Below are 24688 nucleotides of genomic sequence, written 5' to 3' on the forward strand. Positions count from 1 at the left end.
TTAACAGACGTTGACGGATGAGCTTCCAAGGATCAAAAGGACGCAATCTTGTTACAGGATTGCGTCTTTTTTATATTTTTTATGAAAATCTAAAATTTTTCATAAAACCTTTACATTCTCTTAACAATTCACATGTAAACTATGTTAAGATATTGTGGGCTCATAGCAGTGCGCCTAAACATCAAGTCGTGTAAAGGGGATTACGATGTTCAAGAAAAAGGATATTTTCTTTAAGACGTTCGAAGAAATGGCTGACGCAATTGTCGAGGCTGTGGAGTACTTTGCCAAAGGATTGTCAGACCTATCGGATGTATCAGCTTTCGCCAAGACCATGAAGGAATACGAAAGTAGATGCGACAAGCATGTACACACGATTTTGAAGGAGCTGAACAAAACGTTCATCACTCCGATTGAACGTGAAGATATTATGGCCCTGACGACTTCGCTTGATGATGTGCTTGATGGCATCGAAGCTTGCGCATCTCGTTTTGAAATGTACAACATTCTTGAGAAGGACGAGTACATAACGTTGTTTGGCGATATTCTCGTTCGTTCGTCGCATCAAATTAAGAAAGCAATTTATTTGCTTACAGAACGGAAGCTGCTTGCTATACGCGAGCCAAATATTGCACTTAACGAGCTGGAGAACCAAGCTGACGATCTGCTTCGGGTTTGCATCAAGAGCTTGTTCGCAAATGTCACAGATCCAATTGAGCTGATGAAGCGCAAAGAGATTTATGAGATGCTAGAGCAAACGACCGACTACTGCGAGGACGTTGCCAATACGCTGGAATCGATCATTATGCGTAATAGCTAATCTAGAGAGTGGGAGTCTTTTACAATGGATTTAATGGTTCTATGGATTGTCGTATTTCTAGCGCTTTCGTTTGATTTTATAAATGGATTTCATGATACGGCAAATGCGATTGCAACTGCCGTGTCGACTCGGGCGTTAAAACCTAGAGTTGCAATCGTAATGGCCGCCGTAATGAACTTTGTCGGTGCGATTACGTTTACAGGCGTTGCGGCCACAATTGGTAAAGGTGTAGCCAATCCAGCAGAGCTGGAGCACGGCGTTCCCATAGTTATTGCGGCTCTATTGTCAGCAATCGCATGGAACCTGATTACTTGGTGGTTCGGTATTCCTTCCTCATCCTCACATGCTTTGATTGGCTCCCTCGCAGGCGCAGTAATCGGCGGAGCAGGCATGAGCGCAATTAACAGCGGCGGATTGATCAAGATTGTACAAGCGTTGATTTTTTCACCGCTCATTGCTTTCTCCGCAGGTTTTATCATTATGTGGATTCTCAAGAAAATCTTTGCCAAATCAAGTCCGCATCAGGTGAATAAAGGATTTCGCTTCGGTCAAATCCTGACAGCTGCTTTCCAATCGTTCTCTCACGGTACGAATGACGCTCAAAAAGCAATGGGTATTATCGTATTTGCTCTAGTTGCTTCCGGTATTCAAACCACGATGGACGTTCCGCTATGGGTTAAAATTTCCGCGGCGACAGCAATGGCGCTCGGTACCTCAGTCGGCGGCTGGAAAATCATCAAAACGATGGGGACAAAAATTTTCAAAATCGAGCCAATCAACGGCTTTGCAGCTGACATTGGTTCAGCAGCCGTTATTTTGACGGCTACGATGCTTCATCTTCCAGTAAGTACAACACATGTTATTACGTCTTCAATCCTTGGTGTCGGCAGCGCGAAACGTTTCTCCGCTGTTAAATGGGGAGTTGCAGGTCGTATCATCGTTGCGTGGGTTATTACAATTCCCATTACAATCATCATGGCGATGTTTTTCTACTGGATCATTCATTTCTTCTTCCTATAAGAAAAGCTTGAAAAAAAGATTACTCTTCGGTAATATAGTGATCTGACTCTTTAAATGAGATAGTGAGGAAAACCTCACTCGCCATGAGCCTAGGCTCATGGGGAATGAGATGTTCCTCACTATTTTTTGTGTTCTCTTCTAACGTTTACCCACTGTGGACAACGTTTATCGAAAATTCGCGAAAATTGCATCTATGCACATAATTAATAACAGCTGTGTATGAGTTCCACATTTGATGGTTTTAAAGCCGCTGTAGCTTCGTTGCTACCATAATATGCGGCAGAATTGATTCGTTTTTCTTTTGAATATTTATATATTTTCAGCATAAGCAGAAAACATATGCACATTGTACGAACAGCTGTGTATGGATTGCAAGATGGAAGCTGACGAAAGCTGTCGAAGGTTGTACTTGTACACAGTTCATAACAATGATATACGAATTCAAACAGTTTTTATGTGGACAGACAAGGGAAATGGGTTATCCACAGCTGGATAACTATTTTATTTTTAGTGTGATCATGTGCATAAATGGATGAAATAAAATACACCCCGATCGCTGCGCTATTCGCGGCAATCAGGGTGCTTCACTTTAATAGATGTAGGTTAAATATGTTTAGAATAAACCTTGGAATTTGTTTTTAACGTTTCTTAGGCGTAGTACGGCGACGACGAACTGTTTTTTTGCCTGAGCCGGAACCAGCTCTTGGCTTGCGGCGTTTGCGGCGCTTTGGTTTCCATTCGTCAGAATCATCGTCATCAGATTTGTCTTTTTTGCTGAAGGAGCCCATAAGCACTTTGACTAGCGGAGCCATCTGAGAAACGCTCGACATGACCTTCTGGACCTTTGTCACGGTCGTTAAGATACCGTCGATGCCGCCCAAACGATCGATATAACCTTTAATTTCGCCTAGATTGGCAAGTGAGAAGCCGCTTGCTTTGGTGCTAGTGGTCGATTCTATAAGCTCAGCAGCTGTATCCGGTACAACGACGGGCAGGATATCCTGCGCCTGCTGCGAAGCCGGCGGCATTGTTGGCAGGTTTCCGCCAAAGCTGAAACCGCTCGACTTTGCGCCAGACGATTTGCTGAACGGCTCTTGTGCCAGACGCTGGCCGCCGTGCCAATCGTTTTGCTGGTTGCCGGTACCGGGGTTATTGCGATAGTTCACACGGATCACAACCCTTCTTTTATAACAGTTTATGGAGTAGGCGAACATAAGGATTGGACGAATGTCTCGGGGTGCAGATTTTTTTCTAGATAAATGCCTGCTGCTTGTATGTGAGTTCGCGTCAAATAAGTGGAGCATTTCCTTGCGTTAATTCGGTAATGTTTGAAAAAAACGGGTAAAAAAGTTACAATAGTAGCATTAGTTTTAATAGGAGTGAATTCGCATGCAGCTTAAAAAGCTGAACGATAAAGCAATAGATCAATTATTCGAAGCGGTGCTTACATTGAAGTCAGTTGAGGAATGTTATGTTTTCTTCGATGATCTGTGTACGGTGAATGAGATCCAATCGTTATCGCAAAGACTTGAAGTAGCACGGATGCTCGGAAAAGGCAGCACTTATAATGCGATTGAAGCCGAGACAGGCGCGAGTACAGCAACAATATCGAGAGTGAAGCGTTGCTTGAACTATGGCAATGACGGTTATAAAATGGCTTTAGAACGGCTTGGAAGGTAGGAATCATTCGATGAAGCCAGGCATTCTAATCATTAGCCACGGCTCCAGAGAAGCTGCATGGGTACAGTTAGTCGATGAGGCGATTGCAGCAGCAGCAGCTTCGCCCAGTTTATCAGGTGTTCCAATTATGTCGTCCTTTCTCGAGATCGTGGAGGGACGGCTTATTCAGGATGGCATTGATGAATTAGAGCGGCAAGGTGTTACGGATATGTTCGTAGTGCCGCTGTTCGTTTCTTCGGGTAGTACACATGTGGATGAAATTGGGCAAGCATTTGGTTTTCCATGGGTTTCCGATCTGGAGGGTGACTTAGGTACATTTCGAGTCAAAGCTACAATTCATTATGGTCTCCCAATTGACGATGATCCCCAAATTGCAGAGCTGCTGGCTTCAAACATTGCACCCTTATCCACAAGACCAGAGTCAGAATCATTACTGCTTATTGGCCACGGAAGCAAAGAAAAGGTATTTCATGAGCGCTGGCAGGAAGGGCTGAAGAAGCTTGGCGAGCGGGTTAGAGGGCTCGGTGGATATAAGCGCGCAGAGTATGCCATGCTATTGCCAGATCAAGCGGCAGGAAAGCTGGCAGTGATGCAGGCAGCGAATCCACAGGAAGCGGTCATTGTTGTGCCGCTATTTCTGAGCCAAGGCTATTTTACTAATCATGTCATTCCAAATCGGCTTAATGGTTTTGTATATCGCTATAACGGCAAGGCGATGCTTCCTAATGCAGCGATTGAGCAGTGGCTGGAGCATCAGATGATCGACGGTTTACAACGGTTGCGCGAAGAGAAGCATGTCACGTTTACAGAATAAATGTTAGGTTGAATGATTGTTAGGGGTGAACCGAGATGGCAATCAAACGAGCAAGACTTATATATAACCCGACATCGGGAAGAGAAGAAATGAAAAAAAGATTGCCAGATATTCTTCAGCGTCTTGAACAGGGCGGTATTGAGACGAGCTGCCACGCCACGATAGGCGAGGGTGATGCTACGCTTGCAGCGGCTGAAGCCGCGGACCGCGGTTATGATATGATCATTGCTGCAGGCGGTGACGGTACGCTTTATGAGGTTATCAACGGCTTGACGAACAAGGCGAATCGACCTCCGCTTGGCATATTGCCAGTAGGCACAACCAATGATTTCGCACGGGCGATGGGTATTCCGAAGCATTGGGAGTACGCAGTCGACCTTATTATTCAGCAATATAGCCGGCCGATTGATGTCGGTAAGGCGAATGATCGCTATTTTATTAATATTGCTGGGGGCGGCTCCTTAACGGAACTGACCTATGATGTGCCTAGCAAGCTTAAGACGATGATTGGGCAGCTGGCATATTATATGAAGGGCATGGAGAAAATGACCCGACTTCGGCCAACTGAGCTGACTTTTCATGCAGCTGGTGTAGGTGAATTCCATGATGAGTTCATGATGTTCCTCATATGCAACAGCAATTCGGTTGGCGGTTTCGAGCGATTGGCGCCGGACTCCAAGCTTGATGACGGGCTTCTTGACGTCCTGCTTATCCGCAAATGCAATCTGCCGGAATTTATAAAGCTTGTGACGCTTGCGCTGCGCGGTGAGCATTTGAACGATCCACATGTGATTCATTTTCGGACGAATGAACTAAAGGTGACTACACCGGATTATGTGCAAATTAACCTCGATGGCGAATATGGCGGCGTGCTGCCGTGTACTTTTTCGGTGCTGCCGTCGCATTTGCGTATTTTTGCTGATGAGACTGGGGAATCGACTTACCGTTAAGCCCTTATGTATTCGGAAATCTGGGAATGATAAATAGGAACTAGCATGCAACAGCATTGAAGATAGAGCGGAGAGAGTTTATGAACAAAGGTAGAAGCAGAGGCGGCAAAGGCAGATCGCGCAGTGCTGCGGGTACGGGTACTCGTGCAGCGGCGTTTTCAGCAGATGCGCCTTTTCAGAAAAATGAAGAAGTCACCGTCGATATTATCGGCCTGACACATGATGGAGAAGGGGTAGGCCGCGCTGACGGTTTTACCCTTTTTATACAGGGAGCACTTCCTGGTGAGCGTGTGCGCGCGAAGGTGATGAAGGTAAAGAAGCAGTATGGTTATGCGAAGCTTGAAGAGCTGATGCTTAAGAGCCCATCGCGTATAGAACCGCCTTGTGATATTTATAAGGAATGCGGCGGCTGCCAACTGCAGCATTTCGATTATCCGGCGCAGCTGGAGTGGAAACGCCAGCATGTTGTGGATAACTTGATGCGAATCGGCAAACTGAATGTGGATGGTGAAGGCAATCTGTCGGATGGTGAGAATGCGTCTACTGGGATTGTTGTTCACCCTACTGTTGGAATGGACGAGCCTTGGCGTTATCGCAATAAAGCATCAGTACCGATCGGCACCAGTTCTAAAGATGGTCAATTAATTGCAGGATTCTACGCCCGCGGCAGCCATCGGATTATCGATATGGACGATTGTCTGATTGAGCATGAGCATAATGATGAGGTTATTCGTGTCGTAAAACGAATTGGACGTGAGCTTGGCGCCACACCTTATGATGAGGAAACTGGCCGCGGCGTACTGCGCCATGTGATGGCACGGACAGGCGTTGTCACCGGCGAGATCATGGTCGTGTTGGTCACGAACAGCAGGAAGCTGCCTTCGTCGGATGAATGGGTTAGGCGCATCCGCGAGGAGCTCCCGGGCGTGAAGAGCATCGTTCAAAATGTGAACGAGCGGAATACGAACGTTATATTCGGTGATGAGACTCGTGTCCTCTGGGGCAGCGAGGTTATCTATGATGAACTCGACGGCATTCGCTTCGCAATATCGGCGAGATCGTTCTATCAAGTGAACCCGATGCAAACGGTGGAGTTATATCGTAAAGCGGTCGAGTATGCAGGCTTAACAGGCTCGGAAACCGTGATTGACGCTTATTGCGGCATTGGTACGATATCGTTGTTTCTTGCAAGGCAGGCTGGACGCGTTTATGGCGTTGAAATCGTACCCGAGGCAATCGAGGATGCTGCGCGGAATGCAGCGCTTAACGGCATTACGAATGCCTCGTTCGAGGCGGGCCCTGCGGAGGTTGTTATTCCTCGCTGGCGCAAGGAAGGCATAACGGCCGATGTTATTGTCGTGGATCCACCGCGCAAAGGCTGCGATCCTGCACTGCTTGAGACGATTCTGGCAATGAAGCCGGAGCGAGTGGTGTATGTGAGCTGCAATCCGTCTACACTGGCAAGGGATTTGCGCGTGCTGGAGGACGGCGGGTATAGGACGGCTGAGGTTGTGCCGGTGGATATGTTTCCTTGGACGGTTCATGTGGAGGCTGTAGTTTTACTACATCGTATAAACAATTGATCGGAAAAGTCTGATCCATATTTACTAAACAATAGACATTGAACTAGCTCATGCGGAATTTGCATGAGCTGGTTTTGTGTTTAGAGGAACGGCAGACAATATAAGTACTAAACCATTCATTTTCTGGAATCGTTGCTTTTTACTGCACTTATTAATGCAACGGGAAGTAAAGTAATAGAAAAGATTGCTGTGAATATGTTGAATTGTGTGGTTTTATAAGGGACGAACCATTCTGTAAACAGCTTCGAATGAGATATGGAGTTATAGATCCGGTTAAATAATGCCCCTTCTTGCAAGTTTGGCGCCCATGAAAAACGATCACAGATAATAAAGAATAATTGTAAAACAAGAAATAGCCCCAACGGAAACATCCAACTTCTTTTTAGATTAGATCGACCTTTGTTTGGTGTAACTTTCATTTGACCAGTTCTCCTTATCATTTAATCACTATTATATACTTGTGCGGCCTCCTATAAGTCCTTTCTAGTAAACAGATGTACAGTTAAGTAATAGGAAGCAATGAATAACAGTAAGACAGCAATCGGGATAAGAAATAGCGTTTGGTCATTGCTAAAGCCTTGGTTGTTTATCATATTCATAAACATAGCTGTAGGCTGCGCCAGAGCAATTAGGATAATCATAAATACGAAATTTATAATACCGGTTCCTTTTTTACTAAGTGTGTAAAAGAGCGGCATATAGATGGAAGTTAGAACAAGCACTATTCCTAATGGAACTAGCATGTCTATGACCGAATAATCCGGCTTGTTTAGCTGAGGGAATGCTAGTTTAACGAGAGAGTGAATCCCATAAGAAGCAAGGACTCCAAAAAGTGTGTAAATGATGGCTGTTATGTATTTCGCTTTTACAATATGTTTACGGCTAATCGGCAGCGTGACCAGAAAATTATGGTGATTTTTTTTGATATCAATCATCATACCTAGACTAAGTGATGCACAAGCTGTATAGATAGCCACAAGGTGAATAGAAGATTCATGTTTTGGTATAAATGCAATACTGTATACAGCGAGAAAAAGTATAATAAGCCCTAGTGAGCTTTTTAAAGCGATGAAGTCTTTACGAAGCAAGTTAAGCATGAATTCGTCCTCCCTTAGCGGTGTAATAGATGATGTCTTCTAAGGATGGTTTATCGAAAACAACATAATTGCCAAACAACTGTAAGGCATCTTGCCTATTGTTTACTAAGCCCTCAAACCCAACATCAGTCTCACGAATCCCGATAAAATTGCTTCGTATATCCGAATCAAGCAGTTGCAAGTCACCTTTGACGATTGCATACCTCTCGAATACTTCATCTTTTGATTCATTAAATACGAGCTTTCCACGATTGATGAAAGTAATGTAGTCAGCAATGCGATCTAAATCTGTTGTAATATGGGTCGAAAATATAATGGTATTTCTCTCGTCCTGCATCATATCCCCAAGTAGATCAAGCAATTCTCTTCTAAACACAGGATCAAGTCCAGAGGTTGGCTCATCCATAATTAAGAGCTCTGCCTCATGCGATAAGGCAACTGCAAGTGAAAACTTGATTTTCATCCCCTTTGATAACTCATCGATCTTCTTCTTAGGAGACAACTCGAATTGTTCAAGTAAGCCGTTAAACTTAGTATTGCTCCACTTTTTGTAGAAAGGTGCGATCATCTCCTTCATATCACGAATCGTAAGATGTTCATAATAGAAGCAGTCATCCGACACGATGCCGATGCGCTGCTTAATATCAACTTCATGTTCAGGCATAGCGCGGCCTAATATTTTTACACTACCGGAGTCTGGACGGATCATGCCGAGCATCATTTTGATCAAAGTGCTTTTACCAACACCATTCGGACCAATCAGTCCGGTTATGTAGCCCTTTTTTACATCTAAAGATACATTATCGACTGTAAATTGATTGTACGTTTTCGTAAGATTACGTAATTCTATTGCATTCATGGGGTCTGTTCCTCCTCGAAAAAGAGAGTGAAATGATTGATTAGATCTTGTTGACTCATGTTTAGTTCCTTGCTTTCTCGAATGATTTCTATCATTTTCTCTTCTAATAGTTTCATACGCTGCTCCCGAATAAAGTCTTTATTTGCTCCTGATACGAAACAGCCCTTACCTACAACTGAGTCGATTAACTTCTCTTTCTCTAACTCTTCATAAACACGCTTAGTTGTAATTACACTAACTTGCAAATCCTTGGCAAGCTGCCTAATGGAGGGAAGGAGTTCACCTGCACGTATTTCATTGCTCAAGATGCTCTGCCTAATCTGGTTCATTATTTGGATGTAAATCGGATCGCTTGATGCGTTGGATATAATAATTTTCATGTTTCATTACCTCGTTCTCGTTGATAGAGTATCTACCGTATATATATAATATATACACTATTATCTTTTGCGTCAATATTTTAATTTATTGTGATTATTGGGTAGTGGAGCAACAGTTCATGTAGGAGATGATTCCACGCCTATATTAGCTTTTTTCTGTGGCTTCAAAGTGAAATGCATGTGTTGGATGCAAAGGAATATAGCTAAGTTGAAAAATGAAAGTAACCATTGAAGCAATATCATTTCATTGTAAAAAATGCTTTTAATCAAACAGTCCCTACCCTCCATTGATTTGAAATGCTTATAATATAATTAGAATAATTTGGATGTGGTGAGTATGTATGTACATTAGAAGCAACAAGAAATGAAATCGAACGGAGCAAATAAAAAATGGAGCATAAAATTATAGATATTGGCGTCAACTTGATGCATCGATTGTATAATCAAGATCGTGAACAGGTGGTTGAAAGGGCGGAAGCAAATGGGGTTTCTCCACTTGTTATTACGGGAACAAGCTTGAGGAACAGCATGGAAGCTGCCCGCTATGCAGGTCGTTTACCCGGAAAGCTGTACTCTACTGCGGGTGTTCATCCACACGATGCGAAGAGCTGTACAGATGCGACAATGAAGCAGCTCAAACAACTGGCGGCACAGCCACAGGTGGTTGCTATCGGAGAATGCGGACTAGATTATAACCGAGATTTCTCTCCACGGGATGTACAACGCAAATGGTTTGCCAAGCAAATTGATTTAGCGCTTGAGCAGGATATGCCGCTGTTTCTGCATGAGCGGGAAGCATTTTCGGATTTTATAGCCATTCTTAAGGAACAATCGGTTCGGAAAGCGGTCGTCCATTGTTTTACGGGGACTTTGCCAGAACTTAAGGCTTATCTCGAAATGGGATTCCATATTGGAATCACAGGCTGGATTTGTGATGAGCGAAGAGGCAAACACCTGAAAGAGCTTGTAAGGATGATTCCGCTGGACCGGCTCATGATCGAGACGGATGGGCCATTTTTAACGCCACGGGATTTGAAAGGGAAGCCGCAGGATGGACGGAATGAGCCGGCTTTCTTACCACACATTTTGCAAACTGTATCACGGTGTATAGGAAAACCAGTAGAAGAGGTAGCTGAGGCTACGAGAAAAACGTCTGAGGAATTTTTTGGTTTATAAGAGCTAAGAGATAAGAGGCGCCAGACCAACTTTGATATAGAACTTTTTCACTGTCTATCAGATAATAAAAACAACGGCCTGGCATATGGATAAGGACAATACGATTTATTTTGATATGATGGTTAGTGGAAATAAATTTAAGAGATTAACAAAACATGAACAGAGAGAAAAATTGAGTTATTCTATTTCATATACAAATCATAAAATAAGATTGAATCTAAATACAGATGATGAAGTATATAAGGATCCAAATAAATTTTACTAATAGAAATGACATATAAAACATTGTTTTATCCCAACCGCGATTAACGCGGTTTTTTTTATTTTCAGAACACTACTCAATTATGGAGCAAGCCTTAACAGAAACTTAACTGTTTTCTAAATATCGTAGATGGAATTAAGGTTAAGTTTAATAGCGTGTAAGACTGGAATGCTAGAATGACGGTAAGAAAGGAGACACAGTACAGGCTAGAATTGAATCATAAAAATTCGTAATCGTACAAAATGAGAGAAAAAGGGATGTGGATGATATGAAAAAGAGAGTTATATGGACGCTTGCAGCGGCCTTAGTTCTGACCCCGCTTATTCCTACAAACGCAATGGCTTCCAGCACCGTAGCTTCGGTTTCTTCTAAGACGCTAGAGAAGATTGCTTCTGAGAAAGCGGCACTTCTAACTGAACAATATGGAATACCTAGCGTGCAGTATGCCTTGATCGATAATGGAGTGATCAAAGTATCGGGACAATCAGGAGTTAACGACATAGAAGGAAAAATCCCTTTAACGAAGGAAACCATCTATGGTATTGGCTCTACGAGCAAAATGTTTACCGCGTCAGCAGTCATGAAATTAGTGGATGAAGGTAAGATCAATCTCGATACCCCCGTCGTACACTATATTACGGATTTTAAGATGGAAGATGAACGTTATAAAAAGATTACTCCACGCATGTTGTTGAATCACTCATCTGGTTTGCAGGGTTCGAGTTTAAACAGTGCATTTTTATTTAATGATCCAGATACATACGTACACGATTCGCTGCTAAAGAACTTGTCTACACAGAAATTAAAGGCAGAACCGGGAGCTTTTTCAGTGTATTGTAATGATGGATTCACGCTCGCAGAAATTCTTGTAGAAAGAGTCAGTAAAAAGACATTTACTGCATTCATTCATGACAATTTTGCTGTGCCTTTGGGTATGAACCATACCATGACGCCACAAGACATGGTAGAGACGAGCAAATTCGCCGGCCTTTACTCTCCTACCTATGAGGGCCAGCTTCCAACGGAGACGACCAATGCGATTGGTACAGGCGGAGTCTACTCTACTGCGGAGGATTTGGTTCGATTCTCGCAAATCTTTACTGGGAAGAGAGCGGACGTACTCTCCATCAAATCATCACAGGCCATGGAGCAAGAAGAGTATAGGAAGGGATTATGGCCCGAAGAAGCGGATAACTCGATGGACTACGGACTTGGTTGGGATAGCGTACGCTTATTCCCTTTCAATGATTATGGTATAAAAGCCCTCGTCAAAGGAGGAGACACACAGATGTATCATTCCTCCTTCGTCGTGCTTCCCGAGCAGAACATGGCTGCAGCAGTCATTACATCAGGCGGTAGCTCCTCAATAAATCAGCTGCTAGCGAGTGAATTGCTCCTTCAGGCGATGAAAGAGAAGGGCGTAATTAAAGAGATCAAGCCAGATAAATCATTTGGCAAACCGGTTAAGGCTGACATGCCAAAAGATCTTGCGAAGTACGCAGGTTATTACAGTACTCAAGGCGATCAGTGGAATGTAGCAATAAAAGACGGGGAACTGTCGTTGTCAGGAATGGTTGCTCCAGATCAGAAATTTATATACACCAAGGATGGAACTTTTGTTGATGAAGATGGAAGCACGAAGGTTAGTTTTGTAAAAGAAAGCAACGGACGGACTTATTTATGGATGAGCCAGTATGTTTCAGTACCTGAATTAGGCCAGCTTGCATTTTCTGAATACAAAGCGGAGAAATTGGAAGGTGCAGTGCTGGATAAAGAAACGGCAGATGCGTGGGCAAAAAGAGAAGGCAAATCCTACTATCCAGTCAACGAGAAATTCAGTTCCATTGCCAATATGAACATGATTAGGCCAACAATAAAGACAAGCCAAGGCTATTTCAATGATATAAAAATAACAGGTGCCAATACGGCTGAGAGCCAGCATCAGATTCCTGGAACAGCAGGCCGAGATACACTGAGTATTCTTTTTTATGCTAAAGAGAGCGTAGAGTACCTTAATGCGGCTGCAACCGTGTATATGAGCGAGGATGGAGTGAAGCCGCTGTATAAAGGCAAATCGTCGATAACTACAATTCAAGCTGACGGTTATGCTAGATGGTTCAGCGTTCCCGAAACAGCTGCTGGCAAGAAAATGGTAGTCAAGATGCCAGCTAAAGGTGGTTTTATGGTATACGATGAAGCGGGTGCACTGGTGAATAATACGGTCATTAGCGGTAAAAATGAAGTCGTACTGCCTGCGAACGGATATATCGTATTTGCTGGAAATGCGGGATCTGCTTTCGGTATTACGCTAGTGAAATAGAGAGTTGATAAGTATAAACTAGATTCATATGCAGATTTGGCCAGCTATTATAACTGTTTTGTATAGCCTTCAACTGTTTCCACATGATTGCAGGTACCATCACCAATAAGGCGCAGAGAGCAGAGCTCTTATGCGTCTTTTTTGCGTATTACTCATTCGGCTGTGTTACCCCGCTTCATTCTCCTTATTTACAAAATAAGGATCATATATTATAATCCTTTCATAGACTGACGGTCGGTCTAGAGAACGGAGGAGTTTTCATGAGAACGCTCAAAGAGCCGGAAGAACGGAAAAATGAAATATTGGATACTGCGGAAGCTTTATTCCATACCAAGGGTTACGACAAGACGACGATCAACGATATTTTGAAAGAAATCGGAATTGCAAAAGGAACCTTCTACTATTACTTCAAATCGAAAGAAGAAGTGATGGATGCAATCGTCGTCAGAATTGTGGATAGCGGGGTGCTGGCAGCCAAAGAAATCGCAGCCAACGCTAGCCTTACCGTCCACGAAAAGTTTCTATACATTATGCTAGCTCAAAAGCCGGCATCTAGCAGCCCCAAAAGCAAGCTGATGGATACGCTGCATGACGTCAATAACGCCCAAATGCATCAAAAAAGCTTGTCAGAGACGGTGCGCAAGCTGACTCCTATTTTGCAGGAGGTTACACAACAAGGAATAAGAGAAAAGCTGTTTGCCACGCCATATCCGAAGGAAGCAATAGAGCTACTGCTTGTGTCTGCTGTAACCCTATTTGATGAGGGCATATTCAACTGGCAGCCGCAGGAGATATCTCAAAAAATTCAAGGCTTCATTTATGCCATGGAAACGTTGCTTGGAGCAGAGAAAGGCAGCTTCGCGTACGTGGCAAGACTCTTTGAGCAAGCGGACCCGGTAGACGGTAAGCCAAATGGCCAATAATGCTTTTCGAAAATTTATCATTTTATGGTTGGGAGAACTTGTCTCTAGTATCGGAAGCGGCTTAACCGCGTTCGGCTTAGGGGTTTATGTCTTCCAGACGACCCATTCCGCCACGGCGGTGTCGCTGGTAACGCTGTGCACCTTTTTGCCGATGATCCTGTTAAGTCCTGTTGGCGGGGTATTGGCTGACCGATTCGATCGACGGCTCATGATGCTGCTAGGTGATGGGGGTTCGGCGCTTGGGCTCATTTATATTGTAATCGTCATGTTCTCTGGCGAGGCACAGCTTTGGCAGCTCTGTGTGGGGGTGACGATCAGCTCTATATTCGCATCGTTGACCGATCCGGCTTATAAAGCGACGATTACCGATTTGCTGCCCGAAGAACAGTTTGCGAAAGCGAGTGGACTTGTGCAGCTTGCCGGCTCTTCTAAGTATTTATTTTCCCCTCTTCTCGCGGGCATGCTGCTTGCTGTGGTGGATATCGAAGCACTTCTGATTATCGATATAAGCACGGTATTTATCACGATTATTACGATTTCTGCCGTTCGCCGAAGCCTGGTTACTAAATCTGTCAGCAAGAAGCAGTTCAGCTTAGCAAAGGACTTGAAAGAGGGCTGGCAAGTTCTTGTATCTAGAAAAGGAGTCTTAGCGCTTACGCTGCTGCTGACCGTAGTCACCTTTTATATGGGCATTTTGCAAACCTTATTTACGCCCATGGTGCTTCCGTTATCTAATGCCAAGACATTAGGGATCGTCCAATCGGTCAGTGCGACAGGGCTGCTGCTTGGCAGCTTGTTTATTGGCGTCTTCAACGTTAATCAGCGGTATACGCGCGTGCTGTCGGTCGGTCTTTTGGTCGCTGGTATTTTCTTCTCGCTTATTGGAGTATCATCGAATATTTACGTAATCGCAGCCGCGGGCTTTCTGTTTTTTGCAACCTTGCCCTTCGTTAATACAAGCGCGGATGTATTGATTCGAACAAATATACCAAACGAAGCACAAGGCAGAGCTTGGGGAATGATCGGAGTGGTCTCCCAATTCGGCTATGTCGCTGCGTATGCATCGGCGGGTCTTTTATCCGACCATATATTTAATCCTCTAATGGATGAAGGAGGGCTTCTAGCCTCCACGGTTGGAAAATGGATTGGCAGCGGCCAAGGGCGCGGTATCGGCTTGTTATTTATTATTTCTGGCGTTTTGGTCATCGTTTTAGCACTTGTAATGGCAAGGATGAAGTCGATTCGGGCGCTGGAGACAAAGTAAGGAAAGGAGGGGCTGACATGCTAGCGAAAATATTAAAAAAAGATTTTAAACGAAATAAGGCGATTACGATTATCCTTTTCGTGTTCATTATGCTGTCTGTGCTGCTTGCTTCCAGCGGGACAACGATGATGACGCAGCTATTTCGCTCGATTAACCATTTGTTTACTGTATCTAGTGCGCCGCACTACGTGCAGATGCACGCCGGACCCGTGGATAGAGCTGCCATTCAGAGCTTTGCGGCAGAGAACTCCCTTGTCAAGAGTGAACAAATCTCTGAAATGCTGGTGATCGACAATGCTAATCTCTATTTTGGCGACAATCAGGAAGCCGATAGCAGCAGCGTAATGGATAACGGCTTTGTCGTGCAGAACAAGAGCTTTGATTATTTACTTACATTAGATAATAAGCGAATTGAGGTTTTGGACGGGGAGATTGCGGTTCCTATTTATTATAGGCAGCAGCATCATTTGAACCTGGGCGATACGATTCGAGTTTCGGCTGGATCATCAGACATGACGTTCACCATTACAGACTTTGTGCGGGATGTTCAAATGAATCCTTCGATTATCAGCTCCAAGCGATTCGTCGTAAGCGCAGCGGATCATGAAACGTTGAAGAGTATGACCGGAGAAATCGAGTATATGATTGCATTTCAGCTTAAGGAACTAAGCAAGCTCAATGAATTCAAGACAGCATACCAGTCAGCCGGATTACCGGCAAAAGGCCCTGCTATTGACTATTCCTTGTTCCAGATGCTTCATGCATTAACGGACGGGGTGGTCGCCGTCATCATTTTTCTGGTCAGCAGCTTATTAATTCTTATTGCGGTGCTGTGTCTGCGGTTCACCATACTGACCACGCTGGAAGAGGATTATAAAGAGATTGGCGTTATGAAAGCCTTCGGCATCCGTCAACAGCATATTCGCAACATCTATCTGACCAAATATATTGTTCTGGCGGGGGGCGCTAGTCTTTTCGGATATGTGGTTTCCCTTTGTATTCGTCCGCTATTCCTATCCAATATGGCGTTGTATATCGGGATTGCTCCGCAAAGCATTCTACAAAGCTTGATTCCTATTTTGGTAGCTGGATTGGTGTTTGCTTTCGTTCTGCTCTTCTGCACCCTTGTGCTGAGACGATTTCATAAAATCTCGGCGGTTGAAGCGCTGCGAGCCGGTGCGATGGGCGAGCTTAAGGTGAATACGAAGCGGTTGCCGCTTTATAAAAGCAGAATTCCTAGTGTTAACGTATTTTTGGCGCTGAAAGATGTCGTCGGACGGTTTAAAATGTATCTTTTATTGTTTATTATTTTTGTCATTTGCTTCTTCATCATCATTGTTCCGGTCAATTTCCTGCATACGATGCAGTCACCTAGCTTCGTTGCGTATATGGGGGTCGGACAAAGTGATATGCGAATGGATTTGCAGCAATCCGATCACATGCAGGATAGATTTGACGAAGTTCAGCATTACCTTGCTCAAGATACGGATATCGTGAAATTTTCTCCGCTCGTGACGAGTAAATACAGCGTCGTAGGAAGTGAAGGAGCATTAGAGAGCATACAGGTTGAAACGGGGGATTTCTCCATTTTTCCATTGAAATACAGCAGCGGCAACGCTCCTATCAACAAAAACGATATGGCTCTCTCCAGTCTGAACGCTGACGCTCTGTCGAAAAAAGTGGGAGACGCGCTGATATTAGTCATTAACGGTAAGCAGCATGAGATGACCGTTAGCGGCATTTATCAGGACGTGACCAATGGCGGCAAAACAGCCAAAGCGCTGCTGCCCTATCAACCGGAGGATGTACTCTGGTATACCCTTAATGCGGACATTAGACATGGCAGCGATATAGGGGCCAAAATAACCGAATATACGGGTCTTTTTCCAGGGGTGAAAGTGACGCATCTCCAAGATTATATGCATCAGACACTCGGCTCGACGATTAAGCAGATCAAGATGGTTACGGTACTTGCCGTTATCATTGCTGTGTTTATCTCCATTCTGATTACTTCGCTTTTCTTAAAGCTGCTGACCGCAAAAGATTATTCCGGCATCGCCATTATGAGAAGCCTTGGTATTGCCGCCGCACATATTCGAAAGCAGTACGTGATACGGATACTGGTTGTGCTTGCAGGCGGTATTCTCATGGGTACGCTTATGGCCCATACGTTTGGGCAAAGTCTGGTAGGTTTGCTGATGTCTTCGATGGGAGCCTCCAATATCCAGTTTGTGACGAACCCATGGGTATCTTATTTCTTGTATCCATTAGCTCTTGGTTTAGTTGTCACCATTGCAACGCTGGTAGGCACGCTATCGATGAAAAAATACAGCATGACGAGAATGATAACCGAATGAGGGGATAAAGCATGAACCACATATTGGAGATTACAGACCTGAATAAAACCTATTCAATAAGCAAAGGGCAAGAACAAGCCGTACTGAAAAATATTAATCTGCAGATACACGAGGGCGAGTTCGTTGCCGTCATGGGGGCGTCAGGCTCGGGAAAGTCGACCTTGCTCTACACAATTAGCGGAATGGATCGGATGACTTCCGGACAAGTCTTGTTTGATGGGCAAAATATTTCCTCCCTTTCAGAGAAGGAATTGGATCAGCTGCGCCAGAACAAAATGGGGTTTATTTTTCAGCAGATCCATCTCCTCAAAAATCTCAGCATGCTCGATAATATCATTCTCTCCGAATATTTTGCAGCCAAAGAGAGCCGGGACTCCATTCGCCTGCGAGCGGAGGAGTTGATGAAGAAAACAGGAATCTCTGCGCTCGCAGACCGCGATATAACGCAGGCTTCCGGCGGACAGCTCCAACGGGTGAGCATTTGCCGGGCGCTCATGAACCAGCCGAAGATTATTCTCGGAGATGAGCCGACGGGAGCACTAAACTCGAAAGCGACATCTGACATCATGGAGCTGCTTGGCAGTATCAACCAATCCGGAACCACCATACTGCTGGTCACGCACGACGTCAAGGTCGCTGCCAAAACCGAGCGCGTCCTGTTGATGGAGGATGGAGAGATTGTTGGCGAGCAGTATTTAGGGAAATATCATTTTGATAGCGACGATGTTAAGGGGCGGGAGGAAAAGCTTTCTGCTTGGCTGTTAAAGATGGGGATATAATGGGGGAATCTGGTGCGATGGCTCCTATTGAGGTGATCGACTATATAATCATCCTTGAGCTTTGCCATCTTACCCATATAAATCATAGTTCTTATTGGCGACTCGTAGGAAGCATCATTCCGGATTACAAAGAAAATGAGGAGTTTCTGGCAAGGCATGGACAGGCGAGGACCTTGTAGAAGCCAGCTGCGCGGAAAGGTTGGACGATCAGGCTGGAAACTGGTATACTTGCCGGGATTGCTCCTATTAAAGCGATTTCAATTGCTAGTTTTAGCGGGAGCTGATCTACTATGGGCGTCGTCAGGAGTGGTACTAAAGATGAAGAAATATAATTTTATTCGTCCGTTAATGCTGATTGTCATAGCACTGCTTGTAAAAAGCCTTATTACGAATCTTTGTATGGTATTTGGGATGGAACAGGGACCGGCAGAAAATGTTGGTTTCATTAGCATGCTTGTCGCAGCATTTATCATTTATTCGAGAATGGCCCAGAAGCGCCGCAAATAACGAAGGCCCGAAAGGAGCAGCCATGGAAGGCAATAAAATCACATTTGAGACAATTGATCAGTATATCGCCCATTATTCTCCTGAGATTCAGGACATTTTGGAGAAGATAAGAGGCGTGATTAAAGTGGCTGCACCAGAAGCGACAGAAAAAATCAGCTATCAAATGCCGACCTTCGTGTTCCTTGGGAACCTTGTTCATTTTGCAGCATACAAAAATCATATCGGCTTGTATCCGGCTCCAAGCGGAATTGAGGCCTTTAAACAGCAATTATCCCCGTATAAAGGGGCAAAAGGGTCGATTAGCTTCCCTTTAGACGAGCCTATACCTTACGAATTAATTGGTGAGATCGTAAAATACAGAGTTGCTGAGAATATTGAAAAAGCCGCGAACAAGAAAGTGAAGAAAAAGAAATAGGAGCAGAGATGCTCCATTGAATAAATGCCTCAGAGAATTTTCTCTGGGGCATATTTTTCGTTTGAACGACATTTTCGAATAAGGTATTGGGGCAGGTTCAAGCATGAAGTGCCGAAGCTAGATATAATCCCATGTAAGGTTCATGTAGTTGAGCTCTAGTAAGGAAAGATTTTTTAACTTCATTTCATATTCTCTGTGCTCAAATAGTGGTAACATATACTTGTCTTCGTTGAGGTTTTGATGTGAAACGGACGCGAAAAATGATTTTTAAGGTTAAATAAAATCTTACTGATCTGTGGTTTTTTCATAGAAGGTCATTGAAATAGGATGAAAAGTTACTAATGCAACTGAAACAAACTGCTGGTGTAGGAGAAGACGGTGAAATCTCAAAAGGGAGTGTAAAACAATGAATTTAGAAATGGTTATGCAGGAGCTTGAAGCTCTTGGCAAGGATCGAACTAAAAAAATATACCAATCCAATGGCGCACAGGAACCGCTTTTTGGTGTTGCTACAGGCCAAATGAAGCCCATTTTCAAAAAAACAAAAATAAATCAACCGTTGGCTGAGCAGCTTTATGCTACAGGGAACTACGACGCCATGTATTTTGCCGGAATTATTGCAGATCCCAATGCGATGACGGAAGCGGATTATGACCGTTGGATGGATGGAGCTTATTTTTATATGCTGTCCGACTATGTTGTTGCGGTAACCTTGGCAGAAGCCGATATTGCACAAGAAGTGGCTGACAAGTGGATCGAAAGCGGAGAAGAACTGAAAATGTCTGCGGGCTGGAGTTGTTACTGCTGGCTTTTGGGGAGTCGGCCGGATGATGAATTTACCGAAAGCAAAATGGCCTATCTGCTCGAAACTGTGAAAAATACGATTCATGATGCTCCCGAACGAACAAAATATGCAATGAATAATTTTATTTACACAGTAGGGGTATCCTACATGCGGCTCCATGATAAAGCAATGGATATTGCATTGGAAGTTGGTCCGGTAGAAGTTAATCGGGACAAGAAAAAAAACAGTTTTTTGGTCGCATCTGAACAGCTTCAAAAAGCAGTTGATAAACAGCGGCTTGGCTTCAAACGCAAGCATGTAAGATGCTAAAGGTTACTTCGTGGATTGTTATGGCGCTAGCGAGCAAGTAATACAAGGTTATTCTGACGGAAGTCGAGCTGAAGAAGGTAATAGCTTTGTAATAGTTTATATCGCTATGTTAAGCACTCCACACATGTGGAGTGCTTTGTGTCGCTCGTTAGTAATTAGCATTTTAAGAGCCATTTAAAGCCCGAACGTATTCTACGCTAGGGATAACTATGAAGTAGGATTTCCCGGACTAGAATTCTCATTGCAATAAGCAGGTCCCTTATTGATTTCAGTAAGTTTGGGATTGACGGAAAAGATTTTAGCATTGATATCTGTTATACCAAAGTCAACTAATCTGCTAGTGTGCATAATGTTATATTTTTCAGCCGTTTCTTTTGTTTCAAACAAATAAGTTCCACCGGCTTCATTTTTTTCGGAATTTTCTGTCCAGATTTTCCATATGAATCCATCTTCTTCGTTGATAATTTTTGCTAAATCAGAAAACGCCTCTGCCATCTCATCTCCGAACGGACCAATCATTTTAAAATCCACTTGTAATACGTACGACATTATAGTCACTTCCCTTTGTTTATTTAGTAGCGGTAAAATATAATTCTCCTAAAATTTCATTCACTTGATAATGATTTGTTGGAAGCTCTTGTTCAATAAAAAATTTTACGACTGCTTGTTCAACATCATACATGACTTCAATTTCTTTGGAGAAAAGAAGCTTTTCTTTTTCAAGCAAGTCAGAAAGGGAAGCGATTGGTTTGGGTTGTAAATCTTCGAGATTCAGAACTTTTTTCAAACCGTCAACATAGTTATCCAACGGACGGCTGCCAACAATTTTTACGCCCTTATTCTCCTCATTAGTCATAATAATGGTAGGGAAACCTCTGACACCCAACCTTCTAACTAGATCAAAATCTTCATGTAACAATTGAAGACCGACCTGTTGTTCAGCTTCGTTTACAATTGCTTTTCCATCAAGGCCGATATGATTTGCGATTTCAATCATAACCGATTTATCTGATATATTTTGATTAAATGCAAACAGTGCTTCTCTTGAACGACGCAAATATTCTGTTGCTTTTGCATCAGTATGATTTTTTTGAATCACCTTAAATACACGAGAAGGCGGGTAGGATGATTGAACTGGATTATCTATCATTAAAGTCCCATCAATTGGCATTCTTGAATGCTCTCCAACTTCTCTCCAGTGAGGGGCCACATCGGCTGGTTTATGAATGCCGTTTGCCGGATCGATTGGTCCATCATGCCATTTTTCCAGCAAACCGCCCATAACCGTATGAAAGTTAAAAAAGTTCCCGTATTGCTCTACAAAACGACGAAGCACAGGTTCAAGCGCCCAGCAATGCGAACAAATAGGATCGGTTACATAGTAAAGATTAACTGTTTTTGTGGGCTGATTAAAATCAATAATCTCCACTTCCTCCTCTTCAGCTACTCCGCATACGCCTGTTTGTAGATCACAAACCATATTATTATTGTTCCCCATTTTAATTCCTCATTTCTCTTTTAATAAGTAAAGATAAGCGATGAAAAGCAAATACTTATACCTCGCTAGCGAAATACATATTTATTTGCTTGCAATTAAATTTTAAATCATAATAAAAATCATCAACACCAATAGTTCTGCGGATGTGTCGTTTATACAACACATTTAAGAAGTTGTTTAAAAAGTAGGAGGTTAACAAAATGACAGAATCAAAGTCGGACCCCCGAGTTCTACGTACCCGCAAATTAATTATGGATTCTTTCATTGAACTTTCAGGGAAAAAGGAATTTAAAGATATTACGATAAAAGATATAACTACAGAAGCGATGATTAATCGTGCAACTTTTTATTATCATTTTGAAGATATACACAACTTATTGGAAAAAGTACTGTCAGAAGTATTGTTAGTCAATTTGAATTATGACTTTTATCAAAATGACGAACTAAATGAAGAAGTATTTGTTAGCATCTTTGAAGCTGTAACAAATTTTCAAAAGTCATTATCCAGTCGTTGCCATAGAGGCTACGAAGATACCATTGCCCGTATTATTAGGGAACAGCTTGAAATTATTTTTTATAAAATGTTGTTAAAGCAGCATAAAGCGGAGAAGGATGAAGCTCTAAAACTTACAGCTGTCCTATTAAGCTGGGGAATTTATGGGGTTTCTGTAGAATGGCGAAGAAATAGTCACAAGACACCGCCGGAAGAATTTATCAAATTAGCGATTCCTTATATACGGACTGGAATTGATAGAATGTAAGGGGAATTGAATAGCTATTTGAAATCTCTTGTGAAATCGGCTCTTAAGAAAGCTAGTGTGAAAACAAATAAGACTAAGAGTGAGCTGTATAATAATTAGAAGAAGCTTAAAGAGTTAAAACAAGTCAGGGTATATTTGAATAAATCAAGAAGAGGGGTGCACGCAGCCCCTCTTCTTTTTGTTTTATTAAAACTATTTATTATTCGTTTTCCCTCTTATAAACCAACGGATTTTTAATACTCGCTGCGATTCCGCCCGGCTTGCAGCCTGGCAGCCAATTTTCAAGATCAGAGCGTCTTGCCTTGCTGTCTGGCTCACCAACGAGTGTACCGTCTGCATAGTAGATAATGGTCATCACCTTGCGCATATGGTCAGTTGGATTACCCGGAGCAGAGTGGATGGTCCAACCTGCATGGAAGGTAGCGTCTCCAGCCGCCATAGCACCGTAATTTACTTGAGGAATGCTGCGTCCTTCGATGAATTGACCAAGGGTTTTATGTGATTCATCCGAAATTTCTTGCCTGCTGACATAACCCAAATGATTGGTGCCGGAAGCAAAGTTCATTGTACCCACTTCTTCAGGAATAGGGACCAGCGGCATCCACAGCGTAATGGTATTATTGGTATCGAAAGGCCAATAAATTTGGTCTTGATGCCATGGCGTATGACCGCCGCCAGGTTCTTTGAATAATGCTTGATCATGATAAATCCGGACACCCTCAACACCCATTAATTCTGCAGCTATTCTTGCAAAACGTTTTGCCAGTGTGAATGCAGCTGCAGCCTCACTCATCTCCCAAAGGTTGCCTACTTGTATAAAAGCTTTGCCGTAAGTATCCCGTTCAGAGACCGGTTTATCATGGTAATTGTGCTTAAATACCAAGTCACTAATGATTGGTTCATACGTTTCTATCATTTCTGCGGATGCGACATTTTTTAAAAAGAGATGGCCATCTTTTTGATAAGAAGCGATTTGTTCTTGCGTGAGAGAATAGCTTTCTTCAAGCAGGGGCAGCGTGCTTAACCTATTGTTTTCATTCATCATATTTCCTCCTAATTGTATGTGTTTGTTTCAGCTTCGCAATACATACAGTGTAAAGGATTCTTCTATGATCTGGCTTTGTCAAAGCTTCAAATAAGTTTGTCAAAAACAACTGTAATTGTGGGATAGATATGATATTCTGTGAGTAATTACGAGTAGAGGATGAGGATGTTCATGAAACCTGGCATGGATGCAACGATGAACCACCGGATCGTGCCCTATATACGGGAGTGCGATTTTGCGCTGCGAAAACCGTGGGTACTGCCGGAACGCCGCTTGCTTGATTACTTGCTTGTCTATGTACAGGAAGGGGAATGCTTGTTCACAGTTGATGGGGTGGCCTATCCATTCGAAAAAGGTGAGTTTTGTTTCATTCAGCCGAATAGTGTGAATCGTTTGGAAGGGACAACGAATACGGTAACGCCGTTTGCACACTTTGATATATTTTATAGCACGACTAGCGACCAAAGCTTCCCAACACGAGCGGGCCAATTGGATTTGACCCCCTATCAGCATCTTATGCAGCCGAGATTGGACGAGCAGTTCCAAACTCATATTCCGGTGAAGCTGAAGCTAAGTCATCCATCTAAATTTCGGGATACATTTTTGCAAGTGGTGGAATTTTGGCAGTATAAAGACTCCATTATGCAATTGAAGGCACAAACCCGAATGATGGAATTGATCACCTCCATACTAGAGGATTACATACCTGCCAATCATGTGAAGCAAATGTCACCGCAGGCATTAAATTGGATTACTTCTTATTTTTCGTTTAACTTGAGCGAACCTTTATCGGTAGTTGATATGGCGCGAAGAGCTAATCTATCTACTTCAAGATTTAACGATGTATTTAAAATGCAGTACGGTGTAACACCGCATCAATATTTGTTAAAAACACGCATAGATCATGCTTGTGATCTGCTGCTTGCATCCAAGCTGACACAAGAGCAGATCGCAAGTTATTGTGGGTTTTCAGATATTCATCATTTTTCTAAAGCATTCAAGAAGATAGTAGGAATAACTCCTGGTGAGTACAGCAGGGGGACAATGGGTCGATGATACTAGCTTGA

The 24688-nt window shown here is 43.2% G+C and carries 25 protein-coding genes and 1 pseudogene; 18 read left to right on the top strand and 8 right to left on the bottom strand.

Features of this window, described 5'->3' with window-relative positions:
- The first annotated feature begins 205 nt into the window (after nt 1-205).
- Entirely contained in the window at nt 206-817 is a 612-nt protein-coding gene (locus AC1DOV_RS03610) for a DUF47 domain-containing protein (protein WP_076271086.1), read from the top strand.
- Nucleotides 818-841: 24 nt separating this feature from the next.
- The gene (locus AC1DOV_RS03615) at nt 842-1837 is read left to right on the top strand and encodes an inorganic phosphate transporter (protein ID WP_076271085.1); all 996 of its coding nucleotides are present in this window, start codon (nt 842-844) and stop codon (nt 1835-1837) included.
- Between the two features lie 638 nt (nt 1838-2475).
- On the opposite strand, the gene AC1DOV_RS03620 is transcribed toward AC1DOV_RS03615, so the two are convergent.
- Nucleotides 2476-3003, bottom strand: coding sequence for a tyrosine protein kinase (locus AC1DOV_RS03620; RefSeq protein ID WP_477549179.1), 528 nt, complete (start codon nt 3001-3003; stop codon nt 2476-2478).
- A gap of 223 nt (nt 3004-3226) precedes the next feature.
- Here AC1DOV_RS03620 and AC1DOV_RS03625 point away from each other — a divergent pair, with 223 nt between their 5' ends.
- The 4 genes from AC1DOV_RS03625 (at nt 3227) to rlmD (ending at nt 6864) form a co-directional block, all read left to right on the top strand.
- Complete coding sequence (locus AC1DOV_RS03625; RefSeq protein ID WP_054026535.1) at nt 3227-3517, top strand: YerC/YecD family TrpR-related protein; 291 nt, start codon at nt 3227-3229, stop codon at nt 3515-3517.
- 10 nt (nt 3518-3527) lie between these two features.
- Entirely contained in the window at nt 3528-4331 is an 804-nt protein-coding gene (locus AC1DOV_RS03630; RefSeq protein WP_477549180.1) for a sirohydrochlorin chelatase, read from the top strand.
- Between the two features lie 41 nt (nt 4332-4372).
- Complete coding sequence (locus AC1DOV_RS03635; protein WP_339209506.1) at nt 4373-5281, top strand: diacylglycerol kinase; 909 nt, start codon at nt 4373-4375, stop codon at nt 5279-5281.
- A gap of 80 nt (nt 5282-5361) precedes the next feature.
- Nucleotides 5362-6864: a 23S rRNA (uracil(1939)-C(5))-methyltransferase RlmD gene (gene rlmD / locus AC1DOV_RS03640; protein WP_477549181.1), complete on the top strand. Its 1503-nt coding sequence runs from the start codon at nt 5362-5364 to the stop codon at nt 6862-6864.
- A gap of 116 nt (nt 6865-6980) precedes the next feature.
- Here the strand turns inward: rlmD and AC1DOV_RS03645 are convergent, their stop codons facing one another.
- The 4 genes from AC1DOV_RS03645 to AC1DOV_RS03660 are packed head-to-tail and all read right to left on the bottom strand — an operon-like array spanning nt 6981 to nt 9200.
- A complete protein-coding gene (locus AC1DOV_RS03645; protein WP_477549182.1) occupies nt 6981-7304 on the bottom strand; it encodes a YfzA family protein in 324 nt (107 codons plus the stop codon).
- A gap of 30 nt (nt 7305-7334) precedes the next feature.
- Nucleotides 7335-7961, bottom strand: coding sequence for an ABC-2 transporter permease (locus tag AC1DOV_RS03650; RefSeq protein WP_477549183.1), 627 nt, complete (start codon nt 7959-7961; stop codon nt 7335-7337).
- The gene (locus tag AC1DOV_RS03655; RefSeq protein WP_441884108.1) at nt 7954-8820 is read right to left on the bottom strand and encodes an ABC transporter ATP-binding protein; all 867 of its coding nucleotides are present in this window, start codon (nt 8818-8820) and stop codon (nt 7954-7956) included. The genes AC1DOV_RS03650 and AC1DOV_RS03655 overlap by 8 nt, the downstream gene beginning before the upstream one ends.
- Nucleotides 8817-9200 carry a GntR family transcriptional regulator gene (locus tag AC1DOV_RS03660; protein ID WP_441884111.1) on the bottom strand — a complete coding sequence of 128 codons (384 nt, stop codon included), beginning with the start codon at nt 9198-9200 and terminating at the stop codon, nt 8817-8819. The genes AC1DOV_RS03655 and AC1DOV_RS03660 overlap by 4 nt, the downstream gene beginning before the upstream one ends.
- 390 nt (nt 9201-9590) lie before the next feature.
- Here AC1DOV_RS03660 and AC1DOV_RS03665 point away from each other — a divergent pair, with 390 nt between their 5' ends.
- From AC1DOV_RS03665 to AC1DOV_RS03710, 10 genes and pseudogenes are all read left to right on the top strand, one after another.
- Entirely contained in the window at nt 9591-10376 is a 786-nt protein-coding gene (locus tag AC1DOV_RS03665) for a TatD family hydrolase (protein ID WP_477549184.1), read from the top strand.
- A gap of 530 nt (nt 10377-10906) precedes the next feature.
- The gene (locus tag AC1DOV_RS03670) at nt 10907-12958 is read left to right on the top strand and encodes a serine hydrolase domain-containing protein (protein WP_477549185.1); all 2052 of its coding nucleotides are present in this window, start codon (nt 10907-10909) and stop codon (nt 12956-12958) included.
- 260 nt (nt 12959-13218) lie between these two features.
- On the top strand, nt 13219-13881 hold the full coding sequence (locus AC1DOV_RS03675; protein ID WP_477549186.1) for a TetR/AcrR family transcriptional regulator: 663 nt from the start codon (nt 13219-13221) through the stop codon (nt 13879-13881).
- Nucleotides 13871-15145 carry an MFS transporter gene (locus AC1DOV_RS03680; RefSeq protein ID WP_477549187.1) on the top strand — a complete coding sequence of 425 codons (1275 nt, stop codon included), beginning with the start codon at nt 13871-13873 and terminating at the stop codon, nt 15143-15145. Before AC1DOV_RS03675 ends, AC1DOV_RS03680 begins: the two co-directional genes overlap by 11 nt.
- A 17-nt stretch (nt 15146-15162) precedes the next feature.
- The gene (locus tag AC1DOV_RS03685; protein WP_477549188.1) at nt 15163-17502 is read left to right on the top strand and encodes an ABC transporter permease; all 2340 of its coding nucleotides are present in this window, start codon (nt 15163-15165) and stop codon (nt 17500-17502) included.
- An 11-nt stretch (nt 17503-17513) separates the two neighbouring features.
- Complete coding sequence (locus AC1DOV_RS03690) at nt 17514-18281, top strand: ABC transporter ATP-binding protein (RefSeq protein ID WP_477549189.1); 768 nt, start codon at nt 17514-17516, stop codon at nt 18279-18281.
- Between the two features lie 14 nt (nt 18282-18295).
- Nucleotides 18296-18460: pseudogene (locus tag AC1DOV_RS03695) on the top strand (M48 metallopeptidase family protein); the annotation flags it as partial.
- Complete coding sequence (locus tag AC1DOV_RS03700) at nt 18438-18788, top strand: hypothetical protein (RefSeq protein ID WP_477510476.1); 351 nt, start codon at nt 18438-18440, stop codon at nt 18786-18788. The pseudogene AC1DOV_RS03695 and the gene AC1DOV_RS03700, both read left to right, overlap by 23 nt.
- A gap of 22 nt (nt 18789-18810) precedes the next feature.
- Nucleotides 18811-19203, top strand: coding sequence for an iron chaperone (locus tag AC1DOV_RS03705; protein ID WP_477549190.1), 393 nt, complete (start codon nt 18811-18813; stop codon nt 19201-19203).
- A 406-nt stretch (nt 19204-19609) separates the two neighbouring features.
- Nucleotides 19610-20317 (top strand): DNA alkylation repair protein, encoded by a 708-nt coding sequence (locus tag AC1DOV_RS03710; RefSeq protein WP_477549191.1) that lies wholly within the window; start codon nt 19610-19612, stop codon nt 20315-20317.
- Between the two features lie 207 nt (nt 20318-20524).
- Here AC1DOV_RS03710 and AC1DOV_RS03715 read toward each other — a convergent pair whose 3' ends face one another.
- Both AC1DOV_RS03715 and AC1DOV_RS03720 read right to left on the bottom strand, forming a co-directional pair.
- A complete protein-coding gene (locus AC1DOV_RS03715; protein WP_477549192.1) occupies nt 20525-20866 on the bottom strand; it encodes a monooxygenase in 342 nt (113 codons plus the stop codon).
- A gap of 19 nt (nt 20867-20885) precedes the next feature.
- Nucleotides 20886-21815: a DsbA family protein gene (locus AC1DOV_RS03720; RefSeq protein ID WP_477549193.1), complete on the bottom strand. Its 930-nt coding sequence runs from the start codon at nt 21813-21815 to the stop codon at nt 20886-20888.
- 200 nt (nt 21816-22015) lie between these two features.
- Between AC1DOV_RS03720 and AC1DOV_RS03725 the strand changes: the two genes are divergently transcribed.
- Complete coding sequence (locus AC1DOV_RS03725) at nt 22016-22576, top strand: TetR/AcrR family transcriptional regulator (protein ID WP_441884144.1); 561 nt, start codon at nt 22016-22018, stop codon at nt 22574-22576.
- Nucleotides 22577-22775: 199 nt separating this feature from the next.
- On the opposite strand, the gene AC1DOV_RS03730 is transcribed toward AC1DOV_RS03725, so the two are convergent.
- Nucleotides 22776-23618: a phytanoyl-CoA dioxygenase family protein gene (locus tag AC1DOV_RS03730; RefSeq protein WP_441884147.1), complete on the bottom strand. Its 843-nt coding sequence runs from the start codon at nt 23616-23618 to the stop codon at nt 22776-22778.
- 174 nt (nt 23619-23792) lie between these two features.
- Here AC1DOV_RS03730 and AC1DOV_RS03735 point away from each other — a divergent pair, with 174 nt between their 5' ends.
- Complete coding sequence (locus AC1DOV_RS03735) at nt 23793-24677, top strand: helix-turn-helix domain-containing protein (protein ID WP_441884150.1); 885 nt, start codon at nt 23793-23795, stop codon at nt 24675-24677.
- Nucleotides 24678-24688: the final 11 nt, after the last annotated feature.

The sequence above is a fragment of the Paenibacillus sp. 01T47 genome (assembly GCF_056398245.1).